Source organism: Mesorhizobium loti (assembly GCF_013170705.1).
GTDB lineage: Bacteria > Pseudomonadota > Alphaproteobacteria > Rhizobiales > Rhizobiaceae > Mesorhizobium > Mesorhizobium loti_D.
Map to the genome: position 1 here is coordinate 5092994 of NZ_CP033334.1, position 17772 is coordinate 5110765.

Here is a 17772-nt window from a genome sequence, read left to right on the forward strand (position 1 = left end):
ACCGCCGGCGAATAAGAGATGACGCTTCGCGCCGGGTCAATCGAGATAGAGACGATCAACCGAGATAAGGATAGAGCGGAAAACGATCGGTCAGCGCCACGACCTTGGCCTTGACCGCCGCCTCGACCGCGGCATTGCCCTCGTCGGAATTGGCGACCTTGAGACCATCAAGCACTTCGGCGATCAGCTTGCCGATCTCGCGGAATTCGGCCTGGCCAAAGCCGCGCGTCGTGCCGGCAGGGGTGCCGAGGCGCACGCCCGAGGTGACGAAGGGCTTTTCCGGATCGAAGGGAATACCGTTCTTGTTGCAGGTGATGTTGGCGCGGCCAAGAGCTGCCTCGGCGCGCTTGCCCGTGGCGTTCTTGGGGCGCAAATCGACCAGCATCAGATGGTTGTCGGTACCACCGGAAACGATGTCGAGACCGGTCTCCTTGAGGCTCGAAGCCAGCGCCTTGGCATTGGCGGCCACGCTCTCGGCATAGACCTTGAAGCTCGGCTTCAGCGCCTCGCCGAAGGCCACCGCCTTGGCGGCGATGACATGCATCAGCGGGCCGCCCTGCAGGCCGGGGAACACCGCCGAGTTCATCTTCTTGGCAATGTCCTCGTCGTTGCACAGGATCATGCCGCCGCGCGGGCCGCGCAGCGACTTGTGCGTGGTGGTCGTCACCACATGCGCGTGCGGCAGCGGCGACGGGTGCACGCCGCCGGCGACGAGGCCGGCAATGTGCGCCATGTCGACCATCAGATAAGCGCCAACCGCGTCAGCGATCTCGCGGAAACGCTTCCAGTCCCAGATGCGCGAATAGGCGGTGCCGCCGGCCAGGATCAGCTTCGGCTTGGTCTCATGCGCGGTCTTCTCGATCGCGTCCATGTCGAGCAGATGGTCGTCCTTGCGCACGCCATAGGAGACGACCTTGAACCATTTGCCGCTCATGTTCACAGGCGAGCCATGGGTAAGATGGCCACCGGAATTGAGATCAAGGCCCATGAAGGTGTCGCCGGGCTGCAGCAGCGCCAGGAATACCGCCTGGTTCATCTGGCTGCCGGAATTCGGCTGGACGTTGGCGAAATTGCATCCGAACAGCTTCTTCGCCCGCTCGATGGCCAGTTCCTCGGCCACGTCGACGAACTGGCAGCCGCCGTAATAGCGCTTACCCGGATAGCCTTCGGCATATTTGTTGGTCATGATCGACCCTTGCGCCTCGAGCACCGCGCGCGAGACGATGTTTTCCGAAGCGATCAGTTCGATCTCGTGGCGCTGTCGACCGAGTTCGTTGCGGATGGCGCCGAAAATCTCCGGATCGGCGTCTTCCAGCGTGGTTTCGAAGAAGGATTCGAATTTATTCGACGCTGCCGCTGCTGTTGCCATAGCCTGAAATCCTCGGTTCGGGGGCAATTTGTTTATGCATACCGTTGCCCCAAAACCGCTGCGCACTTTTGGGCGACACGCATTGCCGCGCCATTAACACAGTTGTTTTCGACCCGCCACGTTTGCGGCGCGAAATTTGCTGGCCGGTTTGCGGCAGAGGTTGCAAATCCATGTCCCTTGGGCATTGCGGGCCTTATTTTCGTGCCTGCCTGCCGTCCAGAAGAGCTTCGGTGAGCGTGATCTCGGTGAACAACGCCCGCGCCGTGTGGTCGTTGATCTCGCCGCGGCGTAGCATGGCGCGCAAGGCGTCACGCTCGGCGGCGATGCCGGCCAGCCTCAGGTCGATCTCCAGCCTCCCCGCCTCGCGCATCTCTGCGCGCGCTTCATCGGCCTCGTCGGCCGCCGCGATGCGCCGCCGGTAGGCAGCGACAATCCCATTGGCGGCGGCGAGCCTGACGCCGGGCACATCGCCCTCCTCGTCGTCGGTCTGCGCGATGCTTTCAAGGTGGGCGATCGCGGCCTTTGCCGCGCCGACACGCGCCATGCGTTCCTCGGCGGCGCCTGCGTCTTCACCCGGTTCGACCAGTCCGCGCGCGATGACGGGCAAGGCCAGGCTGGCGATCGCCAGGGAGCAGATGATGACGCCGGCGGCGAGAAAGATGACAAGGTCCCGCGCGGGAAACGGCGAGCCGTCCTGCAGGGCCAGCGGCAGCGACAATATGCCGGCCAGCGTTATGGCGCCACGCACGCCGGCCACCGATCCGGCGAGCCGCACGCGCAGGCCGAATGGCTCGGCCCTGCGTTTGCCAAGCCGGGCCGCAAGCCCCGCCATGATGTCGCCGATCCAGATCCAGACGAAACGGAGCGCGATCAGGCACAAGGTCAGCGCCATCACGGTCAGCACCGGCTGAATGAGCGGATAGTTGCCGGTGAGCTCCGGTGGCACCTTGCGGATGATTTCGGGGAGCTGCAGGCCGAGCACGATGAACAGCGCGCCGTTGAAGACGAAGGAAAATGTCGTCCAGAGCGAGATCGTCTGCACGCGCGCCGAAACGCCAAGAAAGCGGAATATGCCGGTGCTCCCGGTCAAAAGGCCGGCGGTCACCGCGGCCAGGATACCCGAAGCCTCGAAGTGCTCGGCGGCCAGATAGGCGACGAAGGGAAGCAGGATGGTGATCAGCACCTGCGCCTCGGGCGGCACGTCGCCGATGCGGTTCAGGAGTTGCAGCGCCTTGGCGGCGACGAACAATGCCGCCACGCCGGCCAGGATGCCGACCACCACGGCGTAGAGGAAACTCAGCGAGGCGTCAGCGAAGGAAAAACTGCCGGTCAATGCCGCCGCGACGGCAAAGCGGAACATGACCAGGCCCGACGCATCGTTGAGCAGCGACTCGCCTTCCAGAATGTGCATCAGCCGCGCCGGGACCACGCTTCTGTCGACGATCGAGGAGACTGCCACCGCGTCGGTCGGTGACAGGACCGCCGCGAGCGCGAAGGCAACGACCAGCGGAATGCTCGGCACCAGCCAGTGCAAGGCATAGCCGAAGCCGACAATGGTGAAGAAGACGAGGCCGATGGCAAGGTCGAGGATGGGTCCGCGCAATGCCATCAGGTCGCGCTTGGGCGCGCCAAAAGCGTCACTGAACAGCAGCGGTGGAATGAACACCAGCAGGAACAGTTCAGGATCGATCTCGATATGGATGCCGCGCACCGGCCATGCGAGCGCGGCGCCCATCGCAATCTGCAGGATCGGCAGCGGCACCCGCACCAGCCGCACCAGCGCGCCGGAAACGGCGACGAAGACGAGCACGACGAGGACAAGGATGGCGGCTTGCATGGTGCGATTCCGGCTGTGTCGCGAACCATGCGCAATCGTCGACCCCGCGTCCAGACAGCGCCGGCGCGGCGACGGCCGGGCTGAGTTCATGGCGTGGGCGAGCCGACCGCATGGGCAAGCATGCCGCCAATGTCGAAAAAAAGGCCGGCACCTGGCGTCAACGCGAGGTTGCCTAGGGGCACCAGCTGGCCGGCCGCACGCCAGCCCCCGCGGACGTTCCCGCCAAACAAAAAAGGCCGCCTGATGGCGGCCTTTCGTTATGAATATCAAAGCCTTATAGCGAAGATGTAATCTGCAGCTCGCTGGCGCCGTCCAGCGCGTAGACGTCGTCGCGGAACTGGACCACGCCAGGTCCCGTCGACCAGGCCGAGAGATAGAGGAAGTGCACCGGCACCGGGTTGGTGACCTGGATCGGCGTGTTCTGGCCGGTCTTGATCGCCGCCTCGAAATGCTGACGGTCCCAGCCGGGCGTGTCGCGCAGGATCCAGGTTACGAGATCGCGCACGTTCTGGACGCGCACGCAGCCCGAGGAGTCGAAGCGCATCATTTTGCCGAACAGGCTCTGCTGGGGCGTGTCGTGCATGTAGACGCCGTCCGGGCTCGGGAAATTGATCTTGACCGAAGCCATGGCGTTTTCCGAACCGGGATCCTGGCGGAACCGGTATTTGGCAGCATCATCGGTCGACCAGTCGACGTTCATCGGATCGACTTCGCTGCCGTCCGGCGCGAACAGGCGGATATGGCTGTTCTTCAAATAGTCGGGATCCTTCCGCATCAGCGGAATGATGTCCTTGCGCACGATCGAGACCGGCGCGTTCCAGTACGGGTTGACGATGATCTCGTTGATCTTGGAATTGACGATCGGCGTCTGGCGATCGATCTTGCCGACGATTGCCGTGTGGCGAAGCACGACGCGGTCGTTCTCGACCGCTTCGACCTGGGCCGCCGGAATGTCGACCAGCACATAGCGGCTGCCCAGCGTGCCGGCCTTCTCCTTCAGCCGCTGCAGATTGGTTTGCAGCTGGCCAAGCCGGACCTGCGCCGAAACGTTCATCGCCGCATAGGTGTATTTGCCCATCGAGCCGTCAGCGGGCAGGCCGTGGCGCAGCTGGAAGCGCTTCACCGCCGAGTCGACATAGGAATCGAAGGCCGTCGAGATGCCGGCGCTCTGCGAAAGGTCGCCAGCGACCATGAGCCGCTTGCGCAGCGGCACGACATCGGGATCATCGACGCCGAGTTGCAGCTTCTTGGTCGCGGAGACCTCTACCCAGCCACCCTGCCCGACAATGTTCTGATACTGCGCGACCGCCTGCTCCGTGAACGCAACCGTCTGAGGGCTGAAGATCGGCAGCGTCGACGCCACCTTGCCGCCTTCGCTGGCACGGGCGTCGAATTGGTCGTCCCAATTGCCGCGGGCCGAGGATTTCAGGATATCTCCGATCACATCCTGCGCGCTCGCGCGGCCGGCCACCATGGCGGCGGCGAGCAACGAGGCTCCGGAAAGGAAGAAGCGGCGGCTGGTTCTCATGGACGTTCCAGACATAGGTAGCGGTTCGATCACTTGCTGCGTCGATCATCGGGCGATCTCGCCCGCACTCTAAAATTGGCAATCTTAACAATTAGCCAACCATGGCCCGTATCACGTTGGCGAGAAACGCGCGAGGCGCGATACGGTTGCGGGTGGACGCATGGTCTTCACGACAGCATCACTGCCACCCTCGGTTCCACTGGAATATGGCGGCAACGTGGCCTTGCGCCCAAATCGGCCGGGCCGGCGCTCCGAAAAGAAAGGGACCGGTGCTTTTCGGCACCGGCCTTGACTGAAGGTCGCTATTTCGGCCGCGCTTCTGTGGCGCGGGCCAGATCCGACGCGGCGCCTTACATCCGGTAGGCGATGGTGTCGTTCCAGAAGCGGTCGAGCCGCTGCAAAGCGCGGTTCATCTGCTTGAACTCGTCGGTGTTGATGCCGCCGACCTGCTCGATCGAGCCGACATGGCGCTCATAGAGACCGGCGACGACGTCAGCCACCTCGTTGCCCTTCGGAGTCAGCGAGACGCGGACCGAACGGCGGTCGATGCGCGAACGCTGGTGGTTGATGAAGCCGAGATCGACCAGCTTCTTCAGATTGTAGGACACGTTCGAGCCGAGATAGTAGCCACGCGAGCGCAGCTCTCCGGCGGTCAGCTCGGAATTGCCGATGTTGAACAGCAGCAGCGCCTGGATGGCATTGATGTCAGAACGGCCGTTGCGGTCGAATTCGTCCTTGATCACGTCAAGCAGACGGCGGTGCAGCCGCTCGACGAGCTGCAGCGATTCCATGTAAAGCGAACGGATAGCCTCGCGGCGATCGTCGGAAACGTTGGCGGTCTTCGCCGCCGGACGCGAATTGATCATTGTCTTTGCCTCTCGTTTGTCGCCCTGGTGATTTTTTGTTTTTCACCTTGATCGCGACACTATCGAATACTCATAAAATTCGACTTAAACGCTAGGGCTAACAAGAGCTTACCGGTAACAGGTTTCGAAAGAGGCTTAACGAACGGTCACCCGAGCAAGGATAATTAACCTAAAGGCTTAGGCAATAATCGCGAGGCCGGATCGCGGGGGCCGCGAAGTCGTCAACGGCGGCAAGAGCTTAGTGCCGCGCGGGGCGTTTCTGCAGGTAGATGACGACGCGAAAGACGATGTAGAGCAGCGCCACCGCCGCATGCGAGACGACGATCAGCAGCCGATGGCCGAAAAGCTCGGGAAAGCCGGCATACATGACGGTTTCGGTGACGGCGCAGATGAACCAGATCACCGGCCCCCAGGAGGCCAGCATCCAAAGCCCCGCCGCGGCGAAGGGGAAGAACACGGCGAGCATCACCGCCGCCACCTGCCAGTGCACCGGCATCAGGTCAAAGCGCCAGAGCGATCCAGGGTAAAAGCCGATCAGCTTGATCCAGTACAGGATGCCGAACAGCAGGCAGTAGCCGGCGATGACGCGCTGGAACCAGGCGAAGATGACCTCGACCGTCGAGGGCTGGAGCACGACGCGTCGCGACGTCACCTCGCTCATAGCGGGAGTTCCCGTTCGCCGAGCGGGGCGAAATAGGCCTCGACATCCGCCTCGCCGACCGCATCGAGGGTTGCCGGCCGCCATTGCGGCTTCGACCCCTTGTCGATGATGGCGGCGCGGATGCCTTCGTAGAAATCGTGGCCGGCAAGCATGCGGTTGAGGATGCGAAATTCCATCTTCATGCACTCGTCCATCGACAGCGTCTGCCCGGCGCTGATCTGCCGCCAGGCGACGCGAAGGCTGGTCGGAGAGCGCATGCGGATCGTCGCCAGCGTCTTGGCCGCGAATTCATCGGTGCCCGACGCGCGATCCAAGCTGTCGAGAACATCCTGAAGAGACGGCTGGTTGAAATGGCGCGATATCGCTTCGAGCGTCGGCCTGTCGGTCTCCCGCTTTGCCTGGACAAAGAAACCGCGCAGCACCGATTCCGGATCACCGGTCAGCACCAGCCGATCGAGGATGCTGGCCTGGTCTTCGGCCTTGATCGTGTGGGTGGCGAGCCCCGACCACAGCGCGTCGCCATAGCGGATGCGGTTGCCGGTCAAGGCCAGATACATGCCGAAGGAACCGCCAAGGTCGGGCAGAAGATGGCTGGCGCCGACATCCGGGAAAAAGCCGATGCCGACCTCCGGCATGGCGAACTGGGCATTTTCGGTCATCACCCGGTGCGAACCGTGAAAGGAGATGCCGACTCCGCCGCCCATGACGATGCCGTCGATGAGGGCGACATAGGGTTTCTTGAAGCTGTTGATGCGGGCGTTCAGCCGATACTCGTCGGCGAAGAACTCGACCGGCGGATTTCCCGCCCGGCCGGACTCGTAGATATGCAGGATGTCGCCACCTGCCGAAAACGCCCTGCCCTCGGCCCTGACGAGGACGACGTCCACGCCATCATCGCGCTCCCAGGCATGCAAGGCCTTGCCCAGCGCCTTGACCATGCGATGGGTGACGGCGTTGAGCGCCTGCGGTCGCGTCAGCGTCACGACACCGGCCCTGCCCAACCGTTCGAAGCGAATTTCGTCGCCTCCACCAAAATCCATCGCCAGAGAATCCTTCCCCCGCGCCTGCGGGACTGAAGTGCTAAAGGCGGCGCATGGGTGCGTCAATGGCGGCGGCCTCTCCACCACAGGCTTGGCGGCCGGCGGCGAGCAATGCTACGAAGATGGCTGCCGTTGCAAGCGACGCGCCGATACCGCGCGCGCAAGCGGATTCGGGGACAGTTGGCCATGTCCGGATTTCTTCGTCCAGCGCTGTTGACGATCGGGCTTATTATGATCGCGAGCCTTGCACCGCGCCCCGCGTCCGCCGTCACGATCGACGATCTCTACCAGTCACGGACCATCGTCACCGGCCAGGGCGAAGAGAACCGCCAGATAGGCTTCAGGGACTGCCTGGACCGGGTCCTGGTCAGGGTTTCAGGCGACCAACGGCTGCCAAAAAAGCCGGAAATGCTGGCGCTACGCGACAAGGCCGGCGATTTCATCGACACCTTCCGCTACCATGACCGGCTGGAAGGCATTCCGATACATGACGAGCAAGGCACGCATGACCGGCCGCATGATCTGATTTGTCTCTACAAGCCCGCCACGGTCGACAAGCTGCTCGAACAGCTCGGCAGCAGGCCCTGGCTTGGCGAGCGGCCGACGCTTACCGTCTTTCTCACCGTCGAACAGGGCGCTCGGCATTTTTTGCTAGGCGCCGACGAGGAGCGTGGCGAGACGATGCGCGCATCTTTCGCCAATGCCACCGATCCGTTGTTGATGCATGTCGTATTTCCCAACGCGGCGCAGTTGGCCGAGCTGGACGGAAAAGGGCTGCGCATCGACGACATGGCAAGGCTGGATCTGCTGGCCAAACAGGCCGGTGGCGCGCAAGCGCTCGCCGGCAGCATCGTATGGAGCGACAAGGAGCTCGGCTGGATCGCCGATTGGCGACTGGCCGGTCACGGCAAGACCTATCGCTGGCAGGTCCGCGGCGTCAGCTTCGACGAGGCGTTCCGGGCGGCAATAGGGGGTGCCGCGCAGATTCTTTCCGGCAATGGAAAGCCCTGACCGGATAGGCATGGCGGGACGGTACCTCCCCTTCTGCCGGCCTGGCACAATCGTGTCGCATTGGTCAGCGACAAGGGCTCGTGGTAAAAGCCGCCGAAACGAGAGTTTTGGCCATGAACAAATTCACCCCGACCAAGCCAGCCGGCGCGCGCAGCGTCGATGACATCACCGGCAGCCGCCGCCTGCGCCGCATGCGCAAGGCCGACTGGTCGCGCCGCCTGGTGCAGGAGAACCGGCTTACGGTCGACGACCTGATCTGGCCGATCTTCGTTGTCGAGGGCAAGGATGTACGCGAGCCGATCGCGGCCATGCCAGGCGTCTTCCGCCTGTCGGTCGACCTTGCCGTCAAGGAGGCCGAACGGGCGGCAAAGCTCGGCATTCCGGCTCTCGCCACGTTCCCCAATGTCGAGCTCGGCTTGCGCGACCAGACCGGCTCGCACATCCTCGACCCGGAAAACATCATCAATCGCGCCAGCCGCGCGATAAAGGACGCGGTGCCAGCAATCGGCATCATCACCGACGCCGCGCTCGATCCGTTCACCAGCCATGGCCATGACGGCATCCTGCGCGACGGCATCATCGTCAACGACGAGACGGTCGAGCAGGTCGCTGCTGCGGCCGTCATCCAAGCGGCCGCCGGCGCGGACATCATCGCGCCTTCCGACATGATGGACGGCCGCATCGGCGCCATCCGTGACGCGCTCGACGCCAACGGTTTCCAGGACGTGGCGATCATGTCCTACGCGACGAAGTTCGCCTCGGCCTTCTACGGCCCCTATCGCGAGGCGGTCGGCACCGCCGGGCTGCTCAAGGGCGACAAGAAGACCTATTACATCGACCACGCAAATTCCGACGAGGCGGTGCGCGAGGCCGAGCAGGACATCGCCGAGGGCGCCGACATGCTGATGGTCAAACCAGGCCTGCCCTATCTCGACATCATCCGCCGGCTGAAGGACGAATTCCAGATGCCGACCTTCGCCTACCAGGTGTCGGGCGAATATTCGATGATCAAGGCCGCCGGCGCCAATGGCTGGATAGACGGCGAGAAGGCGATGCTGGAATCGCTGCTCGCCTTCAAGCGCGCCGGCTGCGACGGCATCCTCACCTATTTCGCACCGGAAGTGGCTGAGATGCTTAAGGGGTAGCTCGCACCAAACCTGAACGAGAAAGCCGCCGAAGCCCAGCGATGTGGCGTATCAGCGCCGTTATCTTTTGTTTTGAACGATCTTTCCCAGCTGGCTGTCAGGAGCCTTCTGTAGCCCGTTGCGCATTCACACGAAACCAATTGCTTTTTGCAAGCAGTTAGGTTAAACGGCCACTGATTGCAAATTACATGCGGTTCAGGAGGCAATGGTGTCAAAACTTCGTGTCAATGCTTTCACCCTGTCGCTCGACGGTCATGGCGCAGGGCCTGGCCAGACCCTCGAACATCCGCTCGGCGTGGGAGGCGAGAACCTGCACAAATGGATGGTCGGCACCCGCACCTTCCGCACGATGGTGCTCGGACAAGATGGCGGGACCACCGATACCAACGAGACGTTCGCGGCGCGCAGTTTCGAAAATGTCGGCGCCTGGATCCTCGGCCGCAACATGTTCGGGCCGATCCGCGGAGAATGGCCCGACGACAAGTGGAAGGGCTGGTGGGGCGACAACCCGCCCTACCATGTGCCGGTTTTCGTGCTGACGCACCACAAGCGGGCACCCATCACCATGGAAGGCGGCACGACCTTCCACTTCATCACCGACGGCATCCATTCGGCGCTCGAGCAGGCAAGGTCGGCGGCCGGCGACAAGGACGTGCGGGTGGGCGGCGGTGTCGATACCATCCGCCAGTACCTGCAGGAAAAGCTGATCGACGAGATGCACCTGGCGGTGGCGCCCGTGCTGCTTGGCAGGGGCGAGAACCTCTTTGCCGGCCTGGATATGTTGAAGCTAGGCTATCGATGCACCGAGCAGGTTGCGACGACACTTGCCACGCACGTGACGATCGGGCGGGCGTGACTACAGCTCTTTCTCCCCGTCACTATACGGGGAGAAATGCCCGGCAGGGCAAATGAGGGGCGTCGCTGACATTTGGAGACTAGCGGCAAGCTACCAATGGCATTGGGGCTCAATCGCCAACGCCGGCGCAGCCCCTCATCCGCCCCTCGGGCGCCTTCTCCCCGTGAACGGGGAGAAGGACAAGGTGCTCAATACTTCTCCGGCACGTAGAGTTCGCGCGGCAATGTCTGGCGCTCGTATTCGGGATTGAAGACACGCTCGGGCAGCGTGATCTCCTCGTGCGGCACCTCTTCGTAAGGCATCTGCTTGAGCAGATGGTCGATGCAGTTCAGCCGCGCGCGCTTCTTGTCGTTGCCCTCGACGATGAACCAGGGCGCCTCCGGAATGTTGGTGCGGGCGAAGGTTTCCTCCTTGGCCTTGGTGTACTGCTCCCAGCGTACGCGCGATTGCAGATCCATCGGCGACAGCTTCCATTGCTTCATCGGATCGTGGATGCGCATCAGGAAGCGCATCTGCTGCTCCTCGTCGGTGATCGAGAACCAGTACTTGACCACGGTGATGCCTGAACGCACCAGCATGCGCTCGAACTCCGGCACGTCGTGGAAGAACTCCTCGACCTGCTCCTGCGAGGCAAAGCCCATCACTCGTTCGACGCCGGAGCGATTGTACCAGGAGCGGTCGAACAGCACGATCTCACCGCCAGCCGGCAGATGCGGGACATAGCGCTGGAAATACCATTGCGACTTCTCGCGTTCGGTCGGCGCCGGAAGTGCCACGACGCGGCAGATGCGCGGATTGAGCCGCTGCGTGATGCGCTTGATGACGCCGCCCTTGCCGGCAGAGTCACGGCCCTCGAAAATCACCACCAGCTTCTTCTTGTGATAAGCGACCCAGGACTGCAGCTTGATCAATTCGGACTGCAAGGTGATCAGGTCGCGAAAATACTGCATGCGATCGATCGAAGGCGGATGCGAGTTCTTGTAGATCTTGGCGATCTCCATCGACAGCGCCGGCTCCGACATTTCAAGCTCATAGTCTTCGTCGAGCGTGTCGGCGAGCTCGGCTTCAAGCCAATCCTTGGCGGGAGAATTCTGTCTCAGCTCGGTCATATCGGTCGCTCCGCTAGCAAGCCCTGTCGGTTCATGTCCGGCACCCAAACTGCAGGCCCGTGGCCTGCAATGGAAACACCTTAGCCGAATTCAATATAGGCCGGCGGTGACGGTTTTATTGCAGTTCGGGGCGCGACCGCGGCCGTTGAAAGCTCCGCCATGCGTGATCGATCCACCATCTTTGCATGACGACAAGCCGGGCAAATTGTCCTACAAATCCCCGGTCGCATTCCGGGCTGCCCTTCGCGGCACCCCAATTCAACACAATCGCGAGGACTGACATGGAATACCGCACCCTTGGCCGTTCCGGCCTGAAGGTTTCGACATTGACTTTGGGCACCATGACGTTCGGCGGCACCGGGCCCTTCGCCGCGGTGGGCAACAGCGATCTTACCGAAGCCAAGCGGATGATCGACATGTGCATCGACGCCGGCATCAACCTCATCGACACCGCCAATGTCTATTCAAACGGGCTGTCGGAGGAGATCATCGGCGAGGCACTCGGCGGCAAGCGCAAGAACGACGTGCTGATCGCGTCCAAGGCGCGCATGCGGATCGGCGGCGGTCCGAACGACGAAGGCCTGTCGCGCCACCATCTGATCCGTGAATGCGAAAAGAGCCTGAAGCGGCTGAAGACCGACGTCATCGACATCTATTTCGTCCACCAGTGGGATGGTCTTACCCCGGTCGAGGAAACGGTGGCCGCGCTCGACACCTTGGTCGGCCAAGGCAAGGTGCGCTATATCGGCTGCTCCAACTGGTCCGGCTGGCAGGTGATGAAGGCGCTCTCCATCAGCGACAGCCGTCACCAGCAACGCTTCGTCACCCAGCAGATCCACTATACGCTGGAAGCACGCGAGGCCGAATATGAACTGCTGCCGATCTCGGTCGACCAGGGACTGGGCGTGCTGGTCTGGAGCCCGCTCGCCGGCGGCTTGCTGTCCGGCAAATACCGCCGCGACAGCCCGACCGCGCGCCAGCTCGCGGGCTGGTCCGAGCCGCCGATCCGGGACGAGGATCGGCTCTGGCGGATCGTGGATGTGCTGGTGGAGATCGGCAAGGCTCGCGGCGTCTCGGCGGCGCAGGTGGCACTTGCGTGGCTGCTCGGCCGCCCCGCCGTCTCCTCGCTGGTGATCGGCGCCCGCAACGATACCCAACTCAAGGACAATCTCGCCGCGGCAGCCCTGGAGCTCAACGCCGAAGAACGCCAGCGCCTCGACGCGGTCAGCCGCCCGCCCCTGCTCTACCCCTACTGGCACCAGCAATTGACGGCAAAGGATCGCTTCGGCCCCGCCGATATGGTTCTTGACCGCAGCGTCATCTGACTCTCCGGCCGAAGCGCGCTAGCCCTCGATGAAGTGCCAGAGTTGGCGATCGGGCTCGATCTGGCCGCTGAGCACGAAATATTTATAGAGCACGAGCAGGGAGACAGCCTGCTCGTCCCGCTCATTGGAGAATGTCCGGCAGTAGGCATTGGCCGCGGCAACAATACGCTCGGCCTGCGCCGGATGCCGTTCGAAATAGCGAACCTTTTCGCCAAGGTCGGCGAAATCCGGATCGAGCGGCACATAGTGGACGTTGGCTTCGAGCCGGCTCTCCGCGAACCACGTCTCGTAGGTCGGCGGCGGCATCAGGCACAGCGAGTTCGAATTCATGATCCATTTGAGGTTGGTCGCCACGTCATTGCCCTCGAGCGAGACGATATAGCGGTAGCGCAAGTGTTGGCGGATGCTGAGAAAGGGCTTGCTGTACTCGGCCGGCGCACTTCGCTTGTGTGAACCTACGTCGCAGAATGGCAGGTCACGCGCCGCGTCCAGGAACCGCGTCCTGATCGGATTGTTGAGATCGCCGCGCCAGATCACGACCGGCAGCTTGTCGGCGAAGGCGACTGCGTCGGCGGGCATGTAGAAGTGGCGGAACTTGTTGAACTTCAGAATGACCGCATTGCCATTGTCCGTATGGATCGGCCGGTCCTTGACGAGCGTCGGCACCTTCGGCACCCCGATGACGTCGCCGAACTCCACGTCGAGAAGCAATGACGGGTCGAAATAGCGGGCAAACTCCTTCAGGTCGTAATAGTACATGCTCGGCTCGAACGGCATCTTGTCGATGCGCACCGCATCCGGGCCAGGCACAAAGGCGTCCTGCAGCTTGTTGTAGTCATTCAACCGCCGGCGCACGGCCTCGTCCGAAAGCCTGGCCTGCTCCAGGCGGTCCGCCAGCCGTCGTCGGAAGAGTGCCTGTGGCGCGATATCGCGCATGACGTTTCGCGCGTAATAGAAAACCTTCTGCGTCGTTCTTTTTATGCCGGCCATGGTTCACGTTGATCAGGACAAACGCGACCAAAACACACGACAGCCGAGTTTGTTCCCGCGTCACGCCTGCGCGTCGTTGTGCCAGGCATTTACTGGCGCGGCGGTCGTCCAGCGCGTGCCTCCCGGCTTCGATGGAAGGGCCTGGGCAACTAGCCCGTTATGCAGCGCCAGACCTCGGCATCCGGCTTGATCTGGCCGCTGAGCACAAAATATTTGTACAGCACCAGCAGGGAGATCGCCTGTTCGGTCTGTTCGTGCCCAAAGGTCCGGCAATAGGCGTTCGCAGCCGCGGTGATACGCTCCGCCTTCTCCGGGTTGCGTTCGAAATAGGCCACATGTTCGGCAAGGTCCGAGAAATCAGCTTCGAGCGGCACATAGTGGACATTGGGCTCGAGCTGTCGCTCGGCGAACCATGTCTCGTATGTCGGCGGCGGCATCAGGCAGAGCGACTTCGAGCTCAAGATCCATTTGAGGTTGGTCGCGACATCATTGCCCTCAAGCGAGACGATGTAGCGGTAGCGCTGGTGCTGGCTGATGCTGAGAAACGGCTTGGCGTATTCGGCCGGAGCGTTCGGCTTGTGCGAGCCGGCATCGCAGAACGGCAGGTCGCGCACCGCCTTCAGAAATCTCGTCCTGATCGGATTGTTGAGATCGCCGCGCCAGACCACGACAGGCAGCTTGTCGGCGAACGAGATGGCGTCAGCCGGCATCTGGAAGTGACGAAACTTGTCGAGCTTCATGATGACCGCGTTCTTGTCGTCATCGCGGATCGGCCGGTCCTTCACGATCGTCGGCACCTTCGGCACATTCCTGACGTCGCCGAATTCGAGATCGATCAGCAATCCGGGGTCGAAGTAGCGGGCGAACTCCTTCAGGTCGTAATAATACATGGTCGGCGTGAAGGGCAGTTTGCTGATGCGCATGGCATTGGCGCTTGGGGCGAAGCCATCCTGCAGCTTGTTGTAGTAATTCACCCGCCGGCGCGCCGTCTCGTCGGAAAGCCTGGCCTTTTCGAGGCGGACGGCCAGTCTGCGGCGAAACAAGGCTTGTGGAATGACATCGCGCGCGACGTTTCGCGCATAATAGAAAACCTTTGCCGACGTCCGCGCAATTGTGGCCATGGTTCACTTGATCAAAACAAACGAGCGGCTCTCAATACGCTGGCGCCCCGCGTTTTCTACATCATTACGGCGCCCGTCTGGCAAGCCCCCCTGCGGATCCGCGACGCCGCGCCCGCGCAGAGCCGCTTCAGCTGTTGTGTTTGACGGCTAATGCTCCTAGGCAGGGTCAGAGCCGCAAGGCAGGTCAAAAGGAACCGATATGGCGCGAGCACCAAACTACGATCAGGAACGCAAGGAACGTGACCGGCAGAAGGCGGCGAAGAAGGCCGAAAAGCTGGCGGCCAAGGTTGCCGCGCGGGAACGTTCAAAACCCGAGACCGAGATCGAAAACGAAACAGCGGAATGACGGCAAAAGGCCCGCATATGCGGGCCTTGCCTCAATCCAGCTCGCCGCCCTGTGTCAGGCGGGCGCCTTGTCGCTGATAAAAACGTCCACTTCCCGCGCCGCGGCGATAAAGGCGCGCCTGGCATTCATGGCCGGCTTGTCGCCGGCCAGCGCATCGTGGCAAGCCTGCAGCGCCGCGCGATGCTTGGGACTGCGCTTGCCGGGCCAGCTGTTGAGGAGGTAATCGGAAGCCTCGCGGGCCGTGCGCAAGAGCTGAGTGCTTCCCGCCGTGACGGACTTGACGGTCACGGGTGTTTCAAATCGGTTGTTTTCCATCGCCGCTCTTACGCCATCGGCGCCCGTGAAGCGAGGCCGAAAGTGCGCTTCGCGTGCGGACGCCGCTTTTGCCCGGCAGCGCCCTGCCCGTGCGGAACAGTCCCGACTTCACGGAAACGCCTAACCGCCTCTGTCTCTTTATGCTGGACGCAATTCCGGGCAGAAAACCGCTTCACACTTTTCCCGGACTTGCTTCAAGCGGCGACGACGGCAAATCCCCTGGCGCGAAGACCGCGTCGATCGTTGGCGAGCGACGTCACCAGCCGGTCGCGGCTGCCGACGATATGGGCCGAAAGCCGACGCGCCGCTTCGTCGGCCTCGCCAAGGCGGGCCGCCGCCAGAATGGCACGGTGTTCGGCCCAGGCGCGTCCCAGAGCCGCCTCGTCACGCACCTCCAACCAGCGGGCCCGCGACAGGCGCGTCATGGCATCGCGCACTGCCCTGAACAGGAATTCGTTGCCCGACAGGCGCGCCAGCTCGATGTGAAAATCCATGCCGACACGGTGCCATTCCTCGCGCGGCGTGTTTTCGTCGCAGGAATCGAGCATCGCCTCGATGACATCGATGGCGCTGCTTTCGGCGTGCATGCATGTCAGCCGCACGGCCGCGACCTCGACAGCTTCGCGATAGACGGCGATCTGCTCGAGCTCGGCAAGGTTGATCGGCGACACCGTCCAGCCACGGCCATCCCTGCCAACCAGCCCCTCGGTCTCCAGCCGCAGAAGTGCCGCCCTGACCGGTGTGCGCGAGGCGCCGAAGCGCCCTTCGATCCAACGCTCGGTCAATTTCTCGCCTGGGCCGATCTCGAGCCCCAGGATCATCTCCCGCAACTGTCGTTCGACATTCTGCATCTGCGACATCGTGTTGGCCTCTTCGAAGCCGCATTGACAGCAGCCGGGTTGAAGTTCATGACGGATACCAGTTTGGTATCCCAAAATGGTATCCGCAACAAGCGTTGATATCGAGCAGGCAAGGACATGGCACAGGAAGATACGCAACAGGGCGGCTACAACATTCACTGGCGGCGCAATCTCGCCGTCTGTTTCGCCGGCTCGTTCAGCACACTCATCGCCATGACGCTGCTGTTGCCTTTTCTGCCGCTCTATGTCGAGCAGCTCGGCGCGCAAGGCCATGCGGCGATCGTGCAGTGGTCCGGCATCGCCTACGGCGCCACCTTCTTCGCCGCGGCCCTGGTCGCGCCGCTGTGGGGACGGCTGGGCGACCGCTACGGCCGCAAGGTGATGCTGGTGCGCGCCAGCTTCGGCATGGCGATCTGCATGTCGCTGACGGGCATGGTCGAGACGGTCTGGCAACTGGTGCTGCTGCGCCTGCTGATCGGGTTTGCCGGCGGCTATTCATCGGGTTCGACCATACTGGTGGCCATGCAGACGCCCAAGGACCGTTCCGGCTGGGCGCTCGGCGTCCTGTCCGCGGGAATCACGGCGGGTTCACTTGTCGGTCCCCTGCTCGGCGGTGCGCTGCCGCCGATCATCGGCATTCGCGCCACGTTCCTGTTGTCCGGCGGCGTCATCTTCCTTGCCTTCCTGGCGACCACGTTCCTCATCAAGGAGACCCAGCGAGCGAGGCCGGCCACGGCAGCGTCGGCGGCAAAGCCGAAAAGCGGCTGGTCGCAGATCCCGGACAAGCGCCCCGTCGTGGCCATGCTGACAACCGGCATGCTACTAGCCTTCGCCACAATGTCGATCGAGCCGATCATCACCGTCTATGTACAGCAACTCATAGAGGACCAGAGCCGGGTGACGATGATCGCGGGCGTGGTGATGTCGGCGACGGCGCTGGGCACTATCCTGTCGGCATCCTGGCTCGGCAAGCTCGCGGATCGTGTCGGCCACTGGAATGTCGTCGTCGGAGCGCTGGCCGTATCGGCCCTGCTGCTTATCCCGCAGGCCTTCGTCAGCAATGGCTGGCAACTGATCGGCCTGCGCTTTCTGATGGGACTGGCGCTGGGTGGCCTGCTGCCCTGCATCACCAGCGTCATCCGCCACAACATCCCCGACGGGGTCGGCGGCAATGTGCTTGGGCTGGCCATCTCGGCGCAGTATGTCGGGCAGGTCGCGGGACCACTATCCGGTGGTTTCGTCGGCGGTCACTTCGGAATGCGCTCGGTGTTTCTCGCGACATCGGTGCTGATGGCTGGCGGTGCCGCCTACAACTGGATTGTCCAGTCGCGGCGCACACGGCATATGGCGTTGGAAGCGAGCGAGTCCTGAGGGCTCAGGCCGTTAAGACAGG

The 17772-nt window shown here is 62.7% G+C and carries 17 protein-coding genes; 6 read left to right on the forward strand and 11 right to left on the reverse strand.

The annotated features are described in order from the left end of the window. Nucleotides 1-55: 55 nt before the first annotated feature. The 6 genes from glyA to EB815_RS25165 form a co-directional block, all read right to left on the reverse strand. Nucleotides 56-1369, reverse strand: coding sequence for a serine hydroxymethyltransferase (glyA, locus tag EB815_RS25140; protein WP_015318249.1), 1314 nt, complete (start codon nt 1367-1369; stop codon nt 56-58). A gap of 193 nt (nt 1370-1562) precedes the next feature. Next, nucleotides 1563-3206, reverse strand: a complete 1644-nt coding sequence (locus EB815_RS25145) for a Na+/H+ antiporter (protein ID WP_056562521.1) — start codon at nt 3204-3206, stop codon at nt 1563-1565. A gap of 274 nt (nt 3207-3480) precedes the next feature. Next, nucleotides 3481-4734, reverse strand: a complete 1254-nt coding sequence (locus EB815_RS25150; protein ID WP_065005006.1) for a L,D-transpeptidase family protein — start codon at nt 4732-4734, stop codon at nt 3481-3483. Between the two features lie 350 nt (nt 4735-5084). Next, nucleotides 5085-5600: a transcriptional regulator LdtR gene (gene ldtR, locus EB815_RS25155; RefSeq protein ID WP_013896002.1), complete on the reverse strand. Its 516-nt coding sequence runs from the start codon at nt 5598-5600 to the stop codon at nt 5085-5087. 238 nt (nt 5601-5838) lie between these two features. Beyond that, nucleotides 5839-6261, reverse strand: coding sequence for a DUF6163 family protein (locus EB815_RS25160; protein WP_056562528.1), 423 nt, complete (start codon nt 6259-6261; stop codon nt 5839-5841). After that, nucleotides 6258-7301, reverse strand: coding sequence for an enoyl-CoA hydratase/isomerase family protein (locus tag EB815_RS25165; RefSeq protein WP_056562531.1), 1044 nt, complete (start codon nt 7299-7301; stop codon nt 6258-6260). Before EB815_RS25165 ends, EB815_RS25160 begins: the two co-directional genes overlap by 4 nt. Nucleotides 7302-7487: 186 nt before the next feature. Between EB815_RS25165 and EB815_RS25170 the strand changes: the two genes are divergently transcribed. The 3 genes from EB815_RS25170 to EB815_RS25180 all read left to right on the forward strand — a co-directional run bounded on the left by EB815_RS25170 (nt 7488) and on the right by EB815_RS25180 (nt 10313). Then, entirely contained in the window at nt 7488-8312 is an 825-nt protein-coding gene (locus EB815_RS25170) for a DUF2066 domain-containing protein (RefSeq protein ID WP_056562534.1), read from the forward strand. Between the two features lie 113 nt (nt 8313-8425). Continuing rightward, nucleotides 8426-9457: a porphobilinogen synthase gene (gene hemB / locus EB815_RS25175; protein ID WP_056562537.1), complete on the forward strand. Its 1032-nt coding sequence runs from the start codon at nt 8426-8428 to the stop codon at nt 9455-9457. A gap of 208 nt (nt 9458-9665) precedes the next feature. Beyond that, the gene (locus EB815_RS25180) at nt 9666-10313 is read left to right on the forward strand and encodes a dihydrofolate reductase family protein (RefSeq protein WP_056565436.1); all 648 of its coding nucleotides are present in this window, start codon (nt 9666-9668) and stop codon (nt 10311-10313) included. Between the two features lie 188 nt (nt 10314-10501). Here EB815_RS25180 and ppk2 read toward each other — a convergent pair whose 3' ends face one another. Beyond that, a complete protein-coding gene (ppk2, locus tag EB815_RS25185; protein WP_056562540.1) occupies nt 10502-11422 on the reverse strand; it encodes a polyphosphate kinase 2 in 921 nt (306 codons plus the stop codon). A gap of 281 nt (nt 11423-11703) precedes the next feature. On the opposite strand from ppk2, the gene EB815_RS25190 reads away from it, so the two are divergent. Beyond that, complete coding sequence (locus EB815_RS25190) at nt 11704-12747, forward strand: aldo/keto reductase (RefSeq protein WP_056562542.1); 1044 nt, start codon at nt 11704-11706, stop codon at nt 12745-12747. Nucleotides 12748-12765: 18 nt separating this feature from the next. On the opposite strand, the gene EB815_RS25195 is transcribed toward EB815_RS25190, so the two are convergent. Beyond that, nucleotides 12766-13737, reverse strand: a complete 972-nt coding sequence (locus tag EB815_RS25195) for a glycosyl transferase family 90 (protein ID WP_056562545.1) — start codon at nt 13735-13737, stop codon at nt 12766-12768. A 149-nt stretch (nt 13738-13886) separates the two neighbouring features. Beyond that, nucleotides 13887-14858, reverse strand: coding sequence for a glycosyl transferase family 90 (locus tag EB815_RS25200; RefSeq protein WP_056562550.1), 972 nt, complete (start codon nt 14856-14858; stop codon nt 13887-13889). Between the two features lie 199 nt (nt 14859-15057). On the opposite strand from EB815_RS25200, the gene EB815_RS25205 reads away from it, so the two are divergent. Next, on the forward strand, nt 15058-15204 hold the full coding sequence (locus tag EB815_RS25205; RefSeq protein WP_081294707.1) for a hypothetical protein: 147 nt from the start codon (nt 15058-15060) through the stop codon (nt 15202-15204). Between the two features lie 54 nt (nt 15205-15258). Here the strand turns inward: EB815_RS25205 and EB815_RS25210 are convergent, their stop codons facing one another. Further along, nucleotides 15259-15519: a DUF982 domain-containing protein gene (locus EB815_RS25210; RefSeq protein WP_056562552.1), complete on the reverse strand. Its 261-nt coding sequence runs from the start codon at nt 15517-15519 to the stop codon at nt 15259-15261. A gap of 194 nt (nt 15520-15713) precedes the next feature. Continuing rightward, a complete protein-coding gene (locus EB815_RS25215) occupies nt 15714-16379 on the reverse strand; it encodes a GntR family transcriptional regulator (protein WP_056562555.1) in 666 nt (221 codons plus the stop codon). Between the two features lie 117 nt (nt 16380-16496). On the opposite strand from EB815_RS25215, the gene EB815_RS25220 reads away from it, so the two are divergent. Then, a complete protein-coding gene (locus EB815_RS25220; RefSeq protein WP_056562556.1) occupies nt 16497-17750 on the forward strand; it encodes a multidrug efflux MFS transporter in 1254 nt (417 codons plus the stop codon). The last annotated feature ends 22 nt before the right edge of the window (nt 17751-17772 follow it).